At 73.9% G+C, this 16,820-nt stretch carries 15 protein-coding genes; 3 read left to right on the top strand and 12 right to left on the bottom strand.

The window, feature by feature from the left end; translation table 11 throughout:
• Nucleotides 1-41: 41 nt before the first annotated feature.
• The 4 genes from ligD to F8R89_RS28840 all read right to left on the bottom strand — a co-directional run bounded on the left by ligD (nucleotide 42) and on the right by F8R89_RS28840 (nucleotide 4,845).
• A complete protein-coding gene (ligD, locus tag F8R89_RS28855) occupies nucleotides 42-977 on the bottom strand; it encodes a non-homologous end-joining DNA ligase (protein ID WP_151786681.1) in 936 nt (311 codons plus the stop codon).
• Entirely contained in the window at nucleotides 974-2,821 is a 1,848-nt protein-coding gene (locus tag F8R89_RS28850; protein WP_151786680.1) for a transketolase, read from the bottom strand. Before F8R89_RS28850 ends, ligD begins: the two co-directional genes overlap by 4 nt.
• Nucleotides 2,808-4,325 (bottom strand): NAD(P)/FAD-dependent oxidoreductase, encoded by a 1,518-nt coding sequence (locus F8R89_RS28845; RefSeq protein WP_151786679.1) that lies wholly within the window; start codon nucleotides 4,323-4,325, stop codon nucleotides 2,808-2,810. The genes F8R89_RS28850 and F8R89_RS28845 overlap by 14 nt, the downstream gene beginning before the upstream one ends.
• A 106-nt stretch (nucleotides 4,326-4,431) precedes the next feature.
• Complete coding sequence (locus tag F8R89_RS28840) at nucleotides 4,432-4,845, bottom strand: phage holin family protein (RefSeq protein ID WP_151786678.1); 414 nt, start codon at nucleotides 4,843-4,845, stop codon at nucleotides 4,432-4,434.
• Nucleotides 4,846-4,943: 98 nt separating this feature from the next.
• Here F8R89_RS28840 and F8R89_RS28835 point away from each other — a divergent pair, with 98 nt between their 5' ends.
• The gene (locus tag F8R89_RS28835) at nucleotides 4,944-5,291 is read left to right on the top strand and encodes a VOC family protein (protein ID WP_151786677.1); all 348 of its coding nucleotides are present in this window, start codon (nucleotides 4,944-4,946) and stop codon (nucleotides 5,289-5,291) included.
• Between the two features lie 18 nt (nucleotides 5,292-5,309).
• On the opposite strand, the gene F8R89_RS28830 is transcribed toward F8R89_RS28835, so the two are convergent.
• From F8R89_RS28830 to F8R89_RS28805, 6 genes are all read right to left on the bottom strand, one after another.
• Complete coding sequence (locus F8R89_RS28830; RefSeq protein ID WP_151786676.1) at nucleotides 5,310-5,867, bottom strand: GNAT family N-acetyltransferase; 558 nt, start codon at nucleotides 5,865-5,867, stop codon at nucleotides 5,310-5,312.
• Nucleotides 5,868-5,886: 19 nt separating this feature from the next.
• Nucleotides 5,887-6,144, bottom strand: a complete 258-nt coding sequence (locus tag F8R89_RS28825) for a LapA family protein (RefSeq protein ID WP_151786675.1) — start codon at nucleotides 6,142-6,144, stop codon at nucleotides 5,887-5,889.
• 83 nt (nucleotides 6,145-6,227) lie between these two features.
• Complete coding sequence (locus tag F8R89_RS28820; RefSeq protein WP_151788330.1) at nucleotides 6,228-7,151, bottom strand: S66 peptidase family protein; 924 nt, start codon at nucleotides 7,149-7,151, stop codon at nucleotides 6,228-6,230.
• Nucleotides 7,152-7,159: 8 nt separating this feature from the next.
• The gene (locus tag F8R89_RS28815; RefSeq protein ID WP_151788329.1) at nucleotides 7,160-9,124 is read right to left on the bottom strand and encodes a prolyl oligopeptidase family serine peptidase; all 1,965 of its coding nucleotides are present in this window, start codon (nucleotides 9,122-9,124) and stop codon (nucleotides 7,160-7,162) included.
• Between the two features lie 5 nt (nucleotides 9,125-9,129).
• Nucleotides 9,130-10,434, bottom strand: coding sequence for a M20/M25/M40 family metallo-hydrolase (locus F8R89_RS28810; protein ID WP_151786674.1), 1,305 nt, complete (start codon nucleotides 10,432-10,434; stop codon nucleotides 9,130-9,132).
• The gene (locus F8R89_RS28805; RefSeq protein WP_151786673.1) at nucleotides 10,427-11,260 is read right to left on the bottom strand and encodes a M55 family metallopeptidase; all 834 of its coding nucleotides are present in this window, start codon (nucleotides 11,258-11,260) and stop codon (nucleotides 10,427-10,429) included. The genes F8R89_RS28810 and F8R89_RS28805 overlap by 8 nt, the downstream gene beginning before the upstream one ends.
• Nucleotides 11,261-11,442: 182 nt before the next feature.
• Between F8R89_RS28805 and F8R89_RS28800 the strand changes: the two genes are divergently transcribed.
• Together F8R89_RS28800 and F8R89_RS28795 are read left to right on the top strand one after the other, a co-directional pair.
• On the top strand, nucleotides 11,443-12,936 hold the full coding sequence (locus F8R89_RS28800) for an APC family permease (RefSeq protein ID WP_151786672.1): 1,494 nt from the start codon (nucleotides 11,443-11,445) through the stop codon (nucleotides 12,934-12,936).
• A gap of 1 nt (nucleotide 12,937) precedes the next feature.
• On the top strand, nucleotides 12,938-13,354 hold the full coding sequence (locus F8R89_RS28795; RefSeq protein WP_151786671.1) for a universal stress protein: 417 nt from the start codon (nucleotides 12,938-12,940) through the stop codon (nucleotides 13,352-13,354).
• Here the strand turns inward: F8R89_RS28795 and F8R89_RS28790 are convergent.
• Both F8R89_RS28790 and F8R89_RS28785 read right to left on the bottom strand, forming a co-directional pair.
• Nucleotides 13,351-14,076, bottom strand: coding sequence for a class I SAM-dependent methyltransferase (locus tag F8R89_RS28790; RefSeq protein ID WP_151786670.1), 726 nt, complete (start codon nucleotides 14,074-14,076; stop codon nucleotides 13,351-13,353). The genes F8R89_RS28795 and F8R89_RS28790 overlap by 4 nt on opposite strands.
• 127 nt (nucleotides 14,077-14,203) lie before the next feature.
• Nucleotides 14,204-16,639: a SpoIIE family protein phosphatase gene (locus F8R89_RS28785; protein WP_151786669.1), complete on the bottom strand. Its 2,436-nt coding sequence runs from the start codon at nucleotides 16,637-16,639 to the stop codon at nucleotides 14,204-14,206.
• Nucleotides 16,640-16,820: the final 181 nt, after the last annotated feature.

Here is a 16,820-nt window from a genome sequence, read left to right as displayed (position 1 = left end):
CGTAAACCGCCGACTTGCGTCCGGTGACGGGTGGCGTCCGTTCAGTCGCGCAGGGTCGCGAGGCGGCGGCGGGCCGGCCCGAGGGCGCGGGCCCGGCCGAGTCCCGCCCAGGGGTCCGTCGCGGCCTGCTCGACGGCGTCGGCGATGCTCCAGCGGCGTGCGTGCAGCTCCGGGTCGTCGACGGCGTCCCAGGTCACCGGGGTGGCGACGGGGGCGCCGGGCAGGGCGCGGACGGTGTAGGGGGCGACGGCGGTCTGGGCGTAGGCGTTGCGCTGGACGTCCAGGTAGAGGCGGTCGCCGCGGTCCTTCTTGCGGGCGGCGGTGGTCAGCCGGTCCGGGTGGGCCTCGGCCAGCGTCCCGGCGACCTCGTGCGCGAAGTCCCGGACGGCGTCGAAGTCGTCCCGGCCGTCGAGGGGGACGACGACGTGCAGGCCGCGCGAGCCGGTCGTCATGGGCGCCGACGGGAGTTCCAGTTCGTCCAGGAGTTCATGGAGCCGCCGCGCGGCCTCTCTGACGTGTTCGAAGTCGTCCCCCGCCGGGTCGAGGTCGAAGACCAGCCGGTCCGGGTGGTCGAGGCCGCCCGTCGTGCCGGTGCGGGACAGCCAGCGGTGCAGGGTCAGACACGCCTGGTCGGCGAGGAACACGAGGGTGGCCGTGTCGTCGCAGACGGTGTGCGTGACGGTGCCGTCCTCCTTGGGGACCTCGACCCGGGTGATCCAGTCCGGGTAGTGCTCCGGGGTGTTCTTCTGCATGAACGTGGGGCCGTCGAGGCCGTCGGGGTGCCGCTCCAGCATCAGCGGGCGGCCGCGCAGGTGCGGCAGCATGTGGGGCGCGATCGCCCGGTGGTAGTCGACGAGGTCGCCCTTGGTGTACTCCTTCGCTCGCCCGCCGCCGGGGAAGAGCACCTTGCCGACCCGCTTGACCTGGACGGTGCGGCGGCCCGCGCGGACCGTCGTGGCGCCGTCGCCGCCGGTCACCGTACGACCGCCTCCTCGACGAGCAGCTTGACGGCGGAGGCGATGGACGCGGCGTCGATGCCGGCGGCGTGCAGCTGCTCGTCGGGGGAGGCCGAGCCCGGCATCATCCGCACGGCCAGGCGCACCAGCCGGGGCACGGGGCGCCCGTCGGTGAAGGCGTCGAGGACGGCGTCGCCGAGCCCGCCCTCCTCGTGGTGGTCCTCCACGGTGACCAGGCAGCCGGTCTCCTCGGCCGCCCGGCGCAGGGTCTCGCGGTCGACGGGCTTGACCGAGTACAGGTCGACGACCCGGACGTCGATGCCGTCGCGGGCCAGTGCGTCGGCGGCGGCGAGCGCCTCGTGGACGGTGACACCGGCCGCGACCAGGGTCAGCCTGTCCTGCTCGCCGGAGCGCAGCACCTTGCTGCCGCCGACCGGGAACTCCTCGTCGGGGCCGTACAGGACGGGGTCGGCGCCGCGCGAGGTGCGCAGGTAGCGCACGCCGTCGAGGTCCGCCATGGCCGCGACGAGTTTGGCGGTCTGGTTGGCGTCGCAGGGGTACAGCACGGTCGAGCCGTACACGGACCGCATCATCGCCAGGTCCTCCAGGCCCATCTGGCTCGGGCCGTCCTGCCCGATGGCGACGCCCGCGTGGGAGCCGGCCAGGTTGATCCCGGCGCCGCTGACCGCGGCCATGCGCACGAAGTCGTGGGCGCGGGTCAGGAAGGCCGCGAACGTCGACGCGTACGGCACCCAGCCGCGGGTCGAGAGGCCCACGGCGGCGGCGACGAGCTGCTGTTCGGCGATGTAGCACTCGAAGAACCGCTCGGGGTGTTCCTTGGCGAAGAACTCGGCGCGCGTGGAGTCGCTGACCTCGCCGTCGAGGGCGACGACGTCGCCGCGGCCGGAGCCGAGCGCGGCGAGGGCGTGGCCGTAGGCGTCGCGGGTGGCGACCTTCTCGCCCCGGTCCCAGCGGGGCAGGTCGGCGTCCCCGGACGGCACGGGGCGCGGCTGGCCGGAGGTGAGCGGTTCGTGGACGTGGAAGGTGCGGTCGCGGCGGCCGCCGAGCTCGGCGATGGCCTCGTCGGCCTCCGGGAGCGGCTTGCCGTGCAGGCCCTCGCGGTCCTGGACGGACGCGACGCCCTTGCCCTTGAGGGTGCGGGCGAGGACGACGGTGGGCTGTCCGGTGGTGGAGCGGGCCTCGCCGTAGGCGCGGTCGATGGCGTCCACGTCGTGGCCGTCGATCTCGATGGTGTGCCAGCCGAACGCCTGGAAGCGGCGGGCGTAGGCGTCGAGGTCGTGGCCGTGCCGGGTGGGGCCGCGCTGCCCGAGCCGGTTCACGTCGACGATCGCGGTGAGGTTGTCCAGGCCCTCGAAGGCGGCGTGCTCGGCGGCCTCCCACACGGAACCCTCGGCGAGTTCGCTGTCGCCGCACAGCACCCAGACGCGGTAGCCGGTGCGGTCCAGGCGCCGTCCCGCGAGGGCGACGCCGACGCCGATCGGCAGGCCCTGCCCGAGCGATCCGGTGGCGGTCTCCACGTAGGGCAGCCGGCGCGGCGTGGGGTGTCCTTCGAGGCGGCTGCCGAGCTTGCGGAACGTGAGGAGTTCCCCGTCCTCGATGGCCCCGGCGGCCTTGTAGGCGGAGTACAGCAGCGGCGACGCGTGGCCCTTGGACAGGATGAAGCGGTCGTTGCCGGGGTGTTCGGGCCGGTCCATGTCGTAGCGCAGGTGGTTGGCGAACAGGACGGCCACCAGGTCGGCCGCGGACATCGACGACGTCGGATGCCCCGAGCCCGCGGCGGCGGAGGCGCGCACGCTGTCCACGCGCAACTGCTGGCCGAGCTCGACGAGTTCATCGGTGTTCATGGGTCCCCTTCCGGGAGGTCGAGGCGGTGGACTTCTTGCGGTGCTGCGCCTTCTCCTCGCGCTGCTCCGGGCGTTCGGGGCGCTTCACCGGGCCCGGGGGTTCGGGGTGCCGGACGGCGTCGGGATCCCGCATGGGGTCGGACTCCCCGGACGTCTCCTTCGCCGGTTCGTCGCGGTCCGGCGCCTTCACCCCGTCCGGGCCGCCGGGCATGCGGACCAGCTCCGGTGAGGCGGTGTCGAGCGGCACCGACCACGAGCGCACGAGGCCCAACTGCACGGCCTGGCGCGGCAGTACGGCGTCCAGCACCCAGTCGGCGGCGACCCGCACCCGGTTGCCGGGCATCGCGGCGAGGTGGTATCCGCGGGTGACGGCGCCCGCCACCGGCCCGGACAGGTGCACGCCGAGCGGGTTGGCGGCCGCCTTCACACCGCCGAGGTCGACGACGAAGCCCAGGTCGCGGTGGCGGTAGGCGCGCTGCTCCCCCATACCGAGGGACGCGGCGACGTTGTGGGCGACGGTCCTGCCCTGCCGCCAGGCGTGCTGCGCGGTCATCGGCGTGTACGAGCCGGGCTTCTCCAGGTCGGGTACGGCGGCCGCGTCCCCGGCGGCGAACAGCTCGGCGCGGCCCGGCACCTGGAGGTGCGGGTCGACGAGCAGCCGGCCGCGTTCCAGGGGCAGTTCGAGGGCGGCGGCGAGGGGGTCGGGCCGTACGCCGACGCACCAGACCAGGGAGCGGGTGGGCACGAACTCGCCGTCGGTCAGCAGGACCCCGTCGTGGGTGGCCTCCTTGACGGAGGTGCCCATCCGCACGTCGACGCCGCGTTGCCGCAGCACCTCGTCGGCGGTGCGGGCGAGCCGTTCGTCCAGCTCCGGCAGGACGCGGTCGGCGATGTCGAGCAGCATCCAGCGCGGGCGCATCCCGGCGCGCAGCGGGTGCTTGCGCACCTGGGCGTCGGTGAACAGCTGGCCGTGCGCGGCGACCTCGGTGCCGGTGTATCCGGCGCCGACCACGACGAAGGTGCAGCGGGCCTGGCAGCGCGCGGGGTCGTCGCCCGCGGCGGCGAGTTCCATCTGCCGGGTGACGTGGTCGCGCAGGTACAGCGCCTCGGGCAGGCTGCGGAAGCCGTGGGCGTGCTCGGCGACGCCCGGGATGGGCAGCAGCTTGTTGACGCTGCCCGCGGCGAGCACGAGCCGGTCGTAGGAGAGGGTGCCGGCCCCGCCCTCCGGATCGGTGTAGCGCACGGTGCGGCCGTCGAGGTCGATGCCGTCGGCCTCGCCGAGCACCAGCCGGACGTGCGGCAGGGTGCCGGAGAGGGAGACGGTGACCCGGCGGGGCTCCAGGATGCCGGCGGCGACCTGGGGCAGCAGGGGCAGGTACAGGAAGTAGTCGGTCGGGTTGAGCAGGGTGATGTCGGCCTGGTGCCGGGTGAGCCGGGACAGAGTGCGGGCGGCACGGTACCCGGCGAATCCGGCGCCGACGATCACGATGCGGGGTCGACTCACGGTGGGCCTCCGGCCTTGTCGATCGCGTGTCGCATACCTCGGGAGCCTTCCGCGTCCCCCTGCCCCGTGCCCCCAAACGTCGGCACCGACTCACCCGGCCGGGCGGCTACCGGTGCTCGTGGGGGGCGGCCGGTGCCTGGCCGGCGGTGGGCGGGGCGGACGGCTTCGGCGGGTACGGCGTGCCGTCCATGGCGGTCCCCCGGGCCGCGGTCGTGTCGCCGTGCCCCCGGGACGGGCGGGCCGCCGCGCGCAGGGCGTAGGCCACCGCGCCGAGGACCACCGCGGTGATCAGCGCGGCGGCCCAGCCGGGCAGCCCGGCGGCGAGGCCGAGGCCCAGGGCCAGCGCGAGGGCCGCTCCGGCGTACAGCGCGGCGGCGCCCGATCCTGCGTAGAGCGCGGCGCGGCGGCGCTGCCGGCGCGTCTGCTCGCGCAGTTCGTCGCGCACGGTCTCCCGTGCCACCTGCGCCAGTTCGTCGACCAGGTGCTTGTCCAGATGCTCAAGATGATCCAAGCGGTCCATGGCCGGCGGGTACCCGGACGGACCGTCGGGTAACGGGGAGTGAGGGGATCGCGTGAAGCGATCACCGGCGGAGGGGGCTCCCCACTAGGCTTTTCGGCATGGAGATTCTGGGAGCCACGCTGCGCGTGTGCGTCGACGACCTGGAGGCCGCGGTCCCCTTCTACGAACGCCTCGCCGGCGGCACGGCCCTGCGCTTCGAGCGCGGCGGTGTGCAGGTGGCCGCGGTCGGGTGCTTCCTCCTGATGAGCGGGCCGCGGGCGGAGCTGGAGGTGCTGCGCAAGGTCGCGGCGACGATCGCGGTCTCCGACGTCGAGGAGGCCCAGAAGGTGCTGAGCGAGATGGGCGCGCACATCGTGGCGGGCCCGGTCCCCACGCCGGTGGGCCGCAACCTCATCGCGATGCACCCGGACGGGGCGATCTACGAGTACGCGGACCGCAGGACCTGAGCGGGCCGCGCGGCACGGTCAGCGCGGGCCGCGCATCTCCGTGGTGATCGCCCAGCGTTCGTGGTCCCGCCACGCGCCGTCGATGAAGAGCATGTCCGGCGAGTAGCCCTCCAGCCGGAACCCGCAGGCGCGGGCGAGCCCGATGGAGGCGGCGTTGCCGGGCTGCACGTTGATCTCCAGCCGGTGCAGGCCCATCATCCCAAAGGCGTGGTCGACGACGAGGTCCAGGCCCTCCCGCATGAGGCCGCGCCCGGCGGCGTGCGCGAAGGCGCCGTAGCCGAGGGCGCCGCTGCAGAAGGCGCCCTGCACGATGTTGTTGATGTTGATGTAGCCGGCGAGGGCGCCGCCGTCGTCCTTGGCGCAGACCAGGAAGCCGGCCTTGGTGCGGTCCTCGATCAGCCGTCCCGCGTACGCGGTGTACGCGGCGGCGGTGTCGGGCGGGAAGAGCCAGGGCCGGTGCAGTTCCCTGCTCTCGCGGGCGCGCGCGGTGAACTCGGCGCCGTCCTCGTAGGTGAAGTGGCGTATGCCCACACGGGGGCCCTCGGCGAGGTAGGGGGAGGCGGGGTGGTGCGGCATCCGGTCAGCCTACGTCCCGTCAACGGCGCCGGCGTGCCAGTGAGAGGGCGCCGACGAGCGCGCCGAGGACGCCCATGCCGAGCAGGGCGACCCACAGGGGCATGGTCACCACGGGGACCAGCAGCCGGATCTCGGTGTCCTCGGTGTTCTCGAAGATGAAGACGAGGGCGAGGGCGAGCAGCACCAGCGCGGCGATCCGGCGGGGGGTCAGCGCTCCCGCCAGGCCGCCCCGCCGGTCGTCCGCGCTCGGTGCGCGGCGGGACGTCTTCGGGGCCATGCCTCCAGCATGCTCCCGGGCCCGGGTCCCCGCACGACGAGCGGCCGCGGCGTACAGGTGCGGTCACACGCCGTGACCGGCGGTCAGCGCAGCGCGGGTTCGTCCAGCGTCAAGGTGCCCGCGTCGGCGTCGAGTTCGGCGCCGAGCCCGAAGGGGATGGTGAGCGCGCCCGCGCCGTGCCCGAACCCGAACTCCTCCGCGACGGGCACGCCGAGCCCGCCCAGCCGGTCCTCCAGCACGGCGCGCACCTCCTCGTAGGGCCCGCACTCCTCCCACGAACCGAGCAGGATGCCGCGCACCCCGTCGAGCAGGCCCGCGCGCAGGAGTTGGGTGAGGGCCCGGTCGAGCCGGTACGGCTCCTCCCCGACGTCCTCCAGGCAGAGCAGGCCGCCGTCCGCCGAGGTACGGGCGTGCGGGGTGCCCAGTTCGGAGGTGAGCAGGGTGAGGCAGCCGCCGAGGGTGACGCCGTGGGCCCGGCCCGGTACGAGCGCGGAGCCGCCGGAGGCGATGACCCGCACCGTCTCGGGTGCGAAGAGGGTGGCCCGCAGATGGTCCCGGGCCCGGGCGTGCTGGATGAAGTCGACGCCGGCGGCCATCGGGCCGTGCAGGGTGGCGAGTCCCAGCCGCACGGCGAACGCCTCGTGGAGCGCGGTGATGTCGCTGAACCCGACGAACACCTTCGGTCCGGCCGCCGCCATGGCGTCCCAGTCGAGCAGGTCGACCATGCGCTGGGCGCCGTACCCGCCGCGCGCGCAGAGCACGGCGTCGACGGACGGGTCGCACCAGGCGCGCTGGAGGTCGGCGGCCCGGTCGGCGTCGGTGGCCGCGAGATAGCCGAACCGCTCGTGCCGGCCGCGAACGTACGGGGCCACCACCGGGTCGAGGTCCCAGCCGCGCAGCACGTCGAGGCCGGCCTCGATCCGCTCGTCGGGCACCGGCCCGCTGGGCGCGACGACGGCCACGCGGGCACCGGCGGCGAGCCGGGCCGGCCGGCGCAACGGCTTCAGGGGCGGGGTCACTTGCCGAGCTCCAGGGTGGGGACGCCGGGCGGGTCGAAGCCGAAGACCTGGGCGTACAGGGACAGTTCGGCTTCCAGGGCCCGGACCATGGTGTCCGCGCGGCGGAACCCGTGGCCCTCCCCCTCGAAGGCGAGGTAGGCGTGCGGCACGTCCCGGCCCTCCAGCCGGGCGAGGAACCGTTCGCACTGGGCGGGCGGGCAGATGACGTCGTCCAGGCCCTGGAGCAGCAGGAAGGGCGCGGTGAGCCGGTCGGCGCGGGTGACGGGTGAGCGGTCCTCGTACCGGCCGGGCACCTCGGCGAGCGGTCCGACGAGGCTCTCCAGGTACTGCGACTCGAAGTCGTGGGTCTCCCCGGTTCCCCAGCCGGTCAGGTCGAGGATCGGGTAGATGATCGTGCCGCAGGCGTAGACGTCGGTGCTCGTCAGCGACGCGGCCGTGGTCCAGCCGCCCGCGCTGCCGCCGCGGATGGCGAGCCGGTCGCGGTCGGCGGTGCCCTCGTCGGCGAGGGCGAGCGCGACGGCCGCGCAGTCCTCGACGTCGACGACGCCCCACTGCTCGCGGAGCCGTTCGCGGTAGGCCCGGCCGTACCCGGTGGAGCCGCCGTAGTTGACCTCGGCGACGCCGATGCCGCGCGAGGTGAAGTAGGCGACGGTCAGGTCGAGGACGAGGGGCGAGCGGGAGGTGGGGCCGCCGTGCGCCCAGACGACGTACGGCGGCAGCGTGCCGTCGGGGGCCGCGCAGTCCGGGTGCCGGGGCGGGTAGACGTGCGCGTGGATGTCCTCGCCGGAGGGGCCGGTGAAGGTGCGGACTTGCGGTTCCGGGTAGTGGGCGGGGTCCACGGCGTCCCGGTGGGCGGCGCCGATCACCCGGCAGTGGCCGGTGCGGGTGTCCAGTTCGACGACCTCGTGCGCGGTGAGCGGGCCGGCGCCGACGGCCACGATCCGCTCGCCGTGGACGGCGAGGGTCGGCGCGAACTCGGTCCAGGGGCCGGGCGCGTCGACGATCTCGCCGGTCTCCGGGTCCAGGACGCCCAGGCGCAGGGCGCCGCGGCCGTGCAGGACGGCGACGAGGCCGCTGTCGAGCGGGGCGGACCAGCGCAGGCCGAGCTGCCACAGCGGCCCGCCGAACTCCTCCTCGCGCGGGCACAGGGGTTCGCCGTCGCGGTACAGGTTCCACCAGCCGCCGGCGTCGCTGGTGTGCAGCAGCCGGCCGTCGGGCGTCCAGTCGGCCTGGGCGACGGACTCCTCGGGGCCGCCCGCGACGCTCCGGGTGTTCTCGAACGTCCCGTCGGCGGTGATGTCCGCGACGAGCAGTTCCGTGCCGTCCCAGGGCATCCGGGGGTGGTCCCAGGCCAGCCAGGCGGCCCGCCGTCCGTCCGGTGAGATCCGCGCCCCGGTGACGAACCGGTGCCGCCCGTCGGTGAGTTCGCGTACGGCGTCCCGGTCGTCCGCCGCGGAGCCGTCGAGCGGGACGGCGGCCAGGACGCGCCGCACATCGGTGGGCGCCTCCCCGGTGAACTCCTCCAGCACGCACCACACTTCGCCGAGGTCGGCCCGCACCAGCGGCTCCGCCCAGCGCAGTCCGCCGCCCACCGGGGACACCGGGGTGAGCGGGCGCGGCTCGGCGCCCTCCTCGTACCGGTAGAGCCGCTGGTCGGCGAAGTTCACGAAGACGACGAGCGGCCCGCCGTCGGTGCTCACGCCGGCCCACGGCTGCCCGCCGTACTCCATGACGCGGCTGCGCACGTTCCACGGCGGGGGCAGCACCGACTCCTCGTGCCCGTCGGCGCGGCGGCGCACGAGGGTGCGCCGGCCGCCCTCGGCGGGCCGCGGTTCCGTCCACCAGGCCTCGTCACCGACGAAGCCCACGAAGTCGGGCCGCCCGTCGTGCGCGGCGGCGAGGCCCGCGTCGATCGGCGAGGGCCATGATCCGTACGCCAGAGTCCGCACTGTCTCCCCCAGATCGTCTAAGCCGTGCGCAGGAACCGGTCGAGCACCCGGACGCCGAAGTGCAGGGCCTCGACGGGCACCCGTTCGTCGACGCCGTGGAACATGGCCGAGTAATCGAAGCCCTCCGGCAGCTTCAGCGGCGAGAAACCGTAGCCGGTGATGCCGAGCCGGGAGAACTGCTTGGCGTCCGTGCCGCCCGCCATGCAGTACGGCACGGTGTGCCCCTCGGGCGCGAACTCCTCGACGGTGGCCCGCATCAGGGCGTACGTCGGCGAGTCCAGGGGGGACTGGAGGGCGACCTCCCGGTGGTGGAACTCCCAGTCCACGTCGGGTCCGGTGAGTTCGTCGAGGGTGGCGCGGAACTCGTCCTCGTGGCCCGGCAGGAACCGTCCGTCCACGAACGCCGTGGCCTGGCCCGGGATGACGTTGACCTTGTAACCGGCCTCCAGCATCGTCGGGTTGGCGCTGTTGCGGACGGTCGCCTCGACGAGCTTGGCGGCGGGGCCGAGCTTCTCCAGCAGGCCGTCCACGTCGTCCAGGCTCGTGTCCAGGCCGTACAGCTCCGCGAGTTCGGTGAGGGCGCCGCGCACGGTCGGGGTCAGCCGCACCGGCCACTCGTGGTCGCCGATCCGGGTGATGGCGGCGGCGAGCCGGGTCACCGCGTTCTCCCGGTTGACCCGGGAGCCGTGGCCGGCCCGGCCGTGGGCGGTGAGCCGCAGCCAGCCGGTGCCGCGCTCGCCGGCCGAGATCGGGTAGATCTGGCGGCCCGAGCCGTCGTGGAAGGTGAACGCGCCGGACTCGCTGATGCCCTCGGTGCAGCCCTCGAACAGGGCGGCGTGCCGGTCGGCGAGGAAGCCGGAGCCGTCCTCGGCGCTGGCCTCCTCGTCGGCGGTGAACGCGATCACGATGTCCCGGCGGGGCCGCACGCCCTGGCGCGCCCAGGCCCGTACGACGGACAGGATCATCGCGTCCATGTTCTTCATGTCGACGGCGCCCCGGCCCCAGACGACACCGTCGCGGACCTCGCCGGAGAACGGGTGCACGCTCCACTCGGAGGCCTCGGCGGGCACGACGTCCAGGTGCCCGTGGACGAGCAGGGCGTCCGCCGAGGGGTCGGTGCCCTCGATACGGGCGACCACGTTCGTGCGGCCGGGCGTGCGCTCCAGCAGCGTGGTCTCCAGGCCCGCCTCCGCGAGCCGGGCCGCCGCGTACTCGGCGGCGGGCCGCTCCTGGCAGTCGCCGCCGCCCCGGTTGGTGGTGTCGACGCGGATGAGGTCGGACGTGAACGCCACCACCTCCTCGAGTGCCTGCTCGTCAGCCATACTGCTCCTCCACCGCGGCCGAGACGATCGTGGTGACCGCCTTGAAGGTCCGGATTGCCTCGTACATGCGCTCGCTGGTGTACGCCACCTTGCGCTCCCCGATCCGTGCGACGCCGGGGACGACGGTCGCCGCCATCGCCAGGTGCTCGGCGTCGAACTCGACGGCCACCGTGTGCGGCCCGGCCTGCACGGGCTCCCCGCGGACCGCGAGGGCGGCGGCGTCCCTGGCCGCCGCGCGGATGTCGGCGGCGGTCCTGGCCGGAGTGCGGCACACGGCCGCGTACCGGGAGACGTGGTCCTTGACGGCGACCTTCAGCGCCTCGGGCGCGTAGCCGAGGGCGTCCTCGCAGGCCAGGTCGTCGCCGGTGACGAGGACGACGGGGACGCCGTACTCGGCGACGACGTGCGCGTTCAGCAGACCCTCGCTCGCCCGGACGTCGTCCAGCCAGACCCCGGTGATCTGGTTGGCGAGGTAGGTGTGGGCGAGGACGCCCTCCATGCCGGCGCCCGTGTGGTAGCCGATGAACGCGATCCCGTCGACGTCCCCGTGCTGGACGCCCTCCACCATCGACAGCGCCTTGTGCCGTCCGGTCAGCATCTCGGCCCGTTCATCGAGCCGTTCGAGCAGCAGGTTGCGCATGCTCCAGTGGGCCTCGTTGACGAGGACGGAGTCGGCACCGCCGTCGAAGAAGCCGCGCACGGCCGCGTCCACGTCCGAGGTGAACATCCCCCGGCACCGCTCCCACTGCGGTGTCCCCGGCAGAACGTCCCCCGGCCAGGTCACGCCGGTCGCGCCCTCCATGTCGGCGCTGATGAGGATCTTCATGGGGCGCCACGTTACGCGCCCCTGTCAGAACCCGCCACGACCGGTCCCACGCCCTGCGCGCACCCCCGGCGCGGGCGGCGGCTGGGCACACGGGTGAGACATCGCGCGCGAGTCCGGCAAAGACCGGGCGGGCCCGGCCGTTCCCTGTTTCATGAGGTCAGGCACGACCGAAGTGAGGCAGCATGGCCGAAGCCAGTACGGGCACCCCGCAGCCGGACTCGTTGAAGCCCGACGCGATCGGGTTCCTCGACGCGCTCGTCATCGGGCTCAACGCGACGTCGCCCGCGTACTCGCTGGCCGCGGTGATCGGCCCGATCGTGGCGCTGGTGGGGGTGTACGCGCCCGGCGTGATGCTGGCGGCGTTCGTGCCGATGCTGCTGATCGCGTCGGCGTTCTACTACCTCAACAAGGTCGACCAGGACTGCGGCACGACCTTCTCCTGGGTGACCCGCGCGATGGGGCCGTGGGCGGGCTGGCTCGGCGGCTGGGCCATCACCATGACCGGTGTCCTGGTCGTCGGCTCGCTGGCGGACGTGGCGGTGACGTTCGCGCTGCTCGCCTTCGGCCTGGACAGCTGGGCCGACAACGAGTGGGTGCGGCAGATCCTCACCGTGGTGCTCATCCTGGTGATGACGGCGGTGTGCGTCATCGGCACCGAGGTGTCGGCGCGGGTGCAGAACGCGCTGATCCTCGCCCAGGTCGCCTGCCTCCTCGCGTTCGCGGTCGTGGCGCTCTACCGGGTGTACGCCGGCACCGGGGACCTCGACGCGGTGAAGCCCGCGATCCACTGGCTGGACCCGTTCGGCGCGGGCGGCGCGCCGCTGACGGCGGGGCTGCTGCTGGGCGTGTTCATCTACTGGGGCTGGGAGTCGGCGGTGAACCTCACCGAGGAGACCGAGAACTCGGCGACCGCCCCCGGTCAGGCGGCCGTGTGGTCGACGGTCATCCTGCTGGTCACGTATGTGGCGGTGGCCATCGCGGTCGTGGCCTACGCCGGTCCGGCGTTCCTGTCGGAGAACGCCGACGAGGAGGAGTTCATCTTCGCCCTCCTCGCGGGCAAGGTGATGGGCGGCTGGGACTGGGTGGTGCTGCTGGCGGTGTCCACGTCCGGTCTGGCGTCCACGCAGACCACGATCATCCCGGCCTCGCGCACCGCGCTGTCCATGGCCCGCCGGTACGCCCTGCCGGCCCACTTCGGGCACATCCACCACCGGTTCCGCACGCCCGACGTGAGCACCTGGTGGGTGGCGGGCATCGCCATCGCCTGGTACCTGGTGGTCCGGCAGATCAGCGAGAACGCCCTGTTCGACTCGCTCACCGCGCTGTCCCTGCTGATCGCCTTCTACTACGCGCTCACCGGCCTCGCGTGCGCCGTCTACTACCGGCGTCACCTCACCGAGAGCGTCCGCAACTTCCTGCTGATCGGCTTCGGCCCGGTCGTCGGCGCCGGGCTGCTGGCCTGGCTGCTCGTCGAGTCGGTCGCCGACATGTCCGACCCCGCCAACTCCTACAGCGGCGTCTCCTGGTTCGGGCTCGGCCCGCCGCTGGTCATCGGCATCGGCATCACCCTCGCGGGCGTGGTGCTGATGGTGGTGTGGCGGCTGATGGCCCCGGCGTTCTGGGAGGAGCGCCCCGACGTGGCCGACCCCGACCTCGTGCACGGCAAGGAGTCCTGACATGCCCGTGGTGTGCGGTTACGACGAGTCCCCGGGCGCGGTCCGCGCGCTCTCCGTCGCCGTGGAGGTGGCGGCCGCGTTCGGCGACACCCTCGTGCTGGTCTACGGGGCGGCGGCGCCGGGTTCGCTCGGCGAGGAGTACGCCGCGCACCGGGACGCCCTGCGGGAGACCGGCCGGACGGCCCTGGAGCACGCCGTCGACGTCGCCGGGAAGGCGGGGGTGGCGGCGACCGTGGAGGTCATCGACCAGAAGCCGGCGGAGGCGCTGCTCGACGCCGCGTCCCGGCACGGGGCACGCTGCATCGTCGTGGGCACCTGGGGCGAGAGCCCGCTGCGGGGCGCCCTGCTGGGCTCCACCCCGCACAAGCTCCTGCACCTGTCGTACCTTCCGGTGCTCTGCGTGCCGACGGCTGCCTAAGGCCGTCGCCCCGCCACGATCCACGTCGACGGCAGTTCGATCCGGGTGCCGTCGGGGCCGTGTTCGGTGGTGGCCAGCGGCAGCGTGCCGCTCGCGAGCACGTCGAGGCCGGCCGAGCGCAGATACCCGGTCAGCGCGTCGTCGCTCACCTCGCCCGGGGCGATGCCGTGCCGCAGGACGGGGGCCAGCTTGGGCGGCGGCCCGGCGGGGCCCTGTGCCAGGCCCATGAGGACGCGCTTGGCGGCCTCGGAGGGTTCGACGAGGAGGACCCGGCCGCGCTCACCGGCCAGCGTGGCGAGCGCGTCCGCCATCGCCTGCCGGTCGCCGGGCTCGGCCTGGTGCAGGACACCGCGCACATAGAGGTTGGCGTCGCCGAACTCGGCGTGCAGCGTCTGGACCTCCGCCTTGTCCACGACGTCGAGCAGCCGGTACGCCGCCTGCCCGGCCGGGTCGGCCCGGCGGGCGTGGTCGAGGGCCGCGGCGGAGAGGTCGGCGCCGACGACGCGCGGGAAGCGGTCGGCGAGGAAACGGGTCTGGGTGCCGTTGCCGCAGCCCAGGTCGATCATCACCAGGTCGGGTGCGGTCAGGTGCGGTTCCAGCAGGGGCAGATGGCGGGCCGCGGTCAGCGCGGGCTCCGCGTCCCAGAACACGGCGCCCCGCTCCTCGGGCGCCTCGCTCCAGAAGCCCTCCCAGGCGTCCCGGTACCGACTCGTCACGCTCATGACCGACTCCCCCTGGAACACGACCGGCGACCACCTAAGGGCGGATCCGGTCTATCGCGGCCGGGCCGGTGCCGACAAGCGCCCGGCGCACACCTTCACGCGTCTCGTCCGCAACCTCCGCCGGACGTCAGCGGCCGGGGAGCGTCAGCTCGAACCAGACGGTCTTGCCGGTGCCCGTACGGCTCGCTCCCCAGGCGCGGGCGAGCGCGCTCACGACGAGCAGCCCTCGCCCGGCGTCGTCCTCGGGGCCGGTGTCCAGCAGGGTGGGCAGCTCGTGGCCGTCGTCGTCCACCTCGCACAGCAGCGTCTCGCCCCGGACGAGCCGCAGTTCCACGGGGCGGTCGCGGGAGTGCCGCACGGCGTTGGTGACGAGTTCGCTCACCAGCAGTTCGGCGGTTCCGGCGAGCCGGGTCAGGCCCCAGGCGCGCAGTCGCTCGCGCACGAGGGCGCGGGCGCGGCCCGCCTCGGCCGGGTCACGGGCGAGGCGGTGCACGGCGACGTCGGCGGGGGCGATGCCGTTGAGGCGGGCCATGAGCAGGGCGACGTCGTCCTTACGGCCGTCGCGGGGGTTGAGGGCGCGGATGATCGTGTCGCACGCCTCGTCCATGGACGCGGCCGGGTGGGCGGCGGATGCGCACAGGACGGCGAGCCTGACACCGATGTCTTCGCCGCGCAGCTCGACCAGGCCGTCGGTGCACATGACGATCCGGTCGCCGGGCTCGACGCGTACGCGGACCTCCTCGAAGGGCACGCCGCCGACGCCGATCGGCGCGCCCGTGGGCAGGTCGAGCAGTTCGCCGTGCCCGCTGTCGGCGCGGACCAGGACGGGCGGGATGTGACCGGCGTTGGCGAGGAGCAGCTCACCCGCGAGGGGGTCGTAGACGACGTACAGGCAGGTCGCGAGGTAGTTGTCGCCGAGGCGCTGGGCGAGGTCGTCGAGGTTGCGCAGCAGCTGGGCGGGCGGCAGGTCCAGGGCGGCCATGGTCTGTACGGCCGTGCGCAACTGGCCCATCATGGCGGCGGAGTTGAGGCCGTGGCCCATGACGTCGCCGACGACGAGGGCGGTCCGGGCGCCGGGCAGCTTGACCGAGTCGAACCAGTCGCCGCCGACCCGTCCGAGCAGCGTGCCCGGCAGATACCGGGTGGTGATGTCGCAGCCCGCCATGCGCCGGGGGATCTGCGGCAGCATGCTGTCCTGGAGGGTCTCGGCGACGCTCTCCTGGTAGGTGTACATACGGGCGTTGTCGAGTACGAGGCCCGCTCGGGCGGCGAGTTCGGCGCCGGTGACGCGGTCCATGTCGTTGAACTCGACGCGCTCGGGGTGGCGCAGCAGGATCATGAAGCCGAGGACGACGTTGCGGGCCTTGAGCGGGACGACCAGCATCGAGCGGCCGGTGATCAGCGGGCGGATGTCGCGCTTCTCGAACTGGGACGCGATGGCGTGGCCCATCTCGGGGCTGATCCGCGGGACGAGCACGGGCTCGCCGGTGGTCATGCACTGGAAGAACGGGGTGTGGGCCGGAAAGGGCATGGCCTCGCCGACCGGGACGACGTCGTCCCAGCGGCCGGGTTCGTCGGTGTGTTCGAGGGCGACGCGGTGCCACATCGTGGTGGTGTCGGGCACCCCGTCGGGGAACCCCTCGCCGGCGACGACCTGTTCGCGCAGATAGGTGCCGGCGACGTCGGTGAACCGGGGTACGACGGCCTTGCTGACCTCGACGATGGTGCGCGCCAGGTCGAGGGAGGTGCCGATGCGTCCGCTGACCTCGTTGAGGAACTCCAGGCGCTCGCGTACGGCGGCGTACTCCAGGTCCTCACCTTCGTCGGGGTCGTCGGCCGGCGCCGGTAAGCCGTGGGCGGCGGCCCGGGCGGCCCGCTCCCGGCGGGCGCGGCGCTCCACCCGCCGGGGCACGCCCCAGTCGGGGGTGACGGGGACCCGGTCGTGCTGGCTGAACTCCAGGACGGGGTAGCCGAGTTCGAGGATCTGGCCGACGATCCGGGCGCTCTCGTCGACGCTCATGCTGGGCAGGATCTCGGGGAGCTTGGAGGCGAGCTCCTCGGCGCCGGGGAAGTCGGTGTGCAGGGCGAAGGCGGGCGCGACCCGGTCGAAGCCGGGGTCCTCTCCCCCGGCTTCCCGCTGGAGCCGGCCGACGTCGGCGCCGAGGACGAGCAGCCGCTCGGGGCCGGGACCCACCAGCGGGTAGGCCCACCACAGGACGTCGACGCGGTCCCGCTCGGGCACGGTCAGCCGGGCCCGGCCCGCGGCGGGGTAGTACAGCCGTCCGTCGAGGGACGTCTCCAGGTCGTGCCCCGGGTCGTCGTAGGCGCCGTACGGCCCGTACGGCGAGAGGTCGTCGTCCTCGGGCAGGGCCCCCGACACCGGCAGGAGATCGACGGCGGGGTGCCCGATCGCCTCCTCCTTGGTGGCGCCGAACAGGCGGCGCGCGCCGGAGCTCCAGTGGGAGACGAGCCCCGCGCGGTCGACCACCACCACGGCGAGCGGGATGCGTCCGGTCGCGGCGTGCTCCGTCGCCGTGCCGTCCCTTTCGGTGCCACGGTCCATGGCCCAGGCCCTCTCTCCCCACGGTCCGCAAGATCTGCGCGCCCCCACCACCGTACGGGTCCCCGCCTCGGGGATGTGTGGCAATAGGGGAATTGATGTACCGGGTTCACAACGGCGCGCGCGGGGGCGGAAAGATCCGGCCGCGCCCCTTTCCCGCAGGACAGCGCCGGGTCGTGCGGCG

It is taken from the genome of Streptomyces sp. SS1-1 (assembly GCF_008973465.1).
Lineage (GTDB): Bacteria > Actinomycetota > Actinomycetes > Streptomycetales > Streptomycetaceae > Streptomyces.
This window is presented reverse-complemented; position numbering and strand designations above follow the sequence as displayed.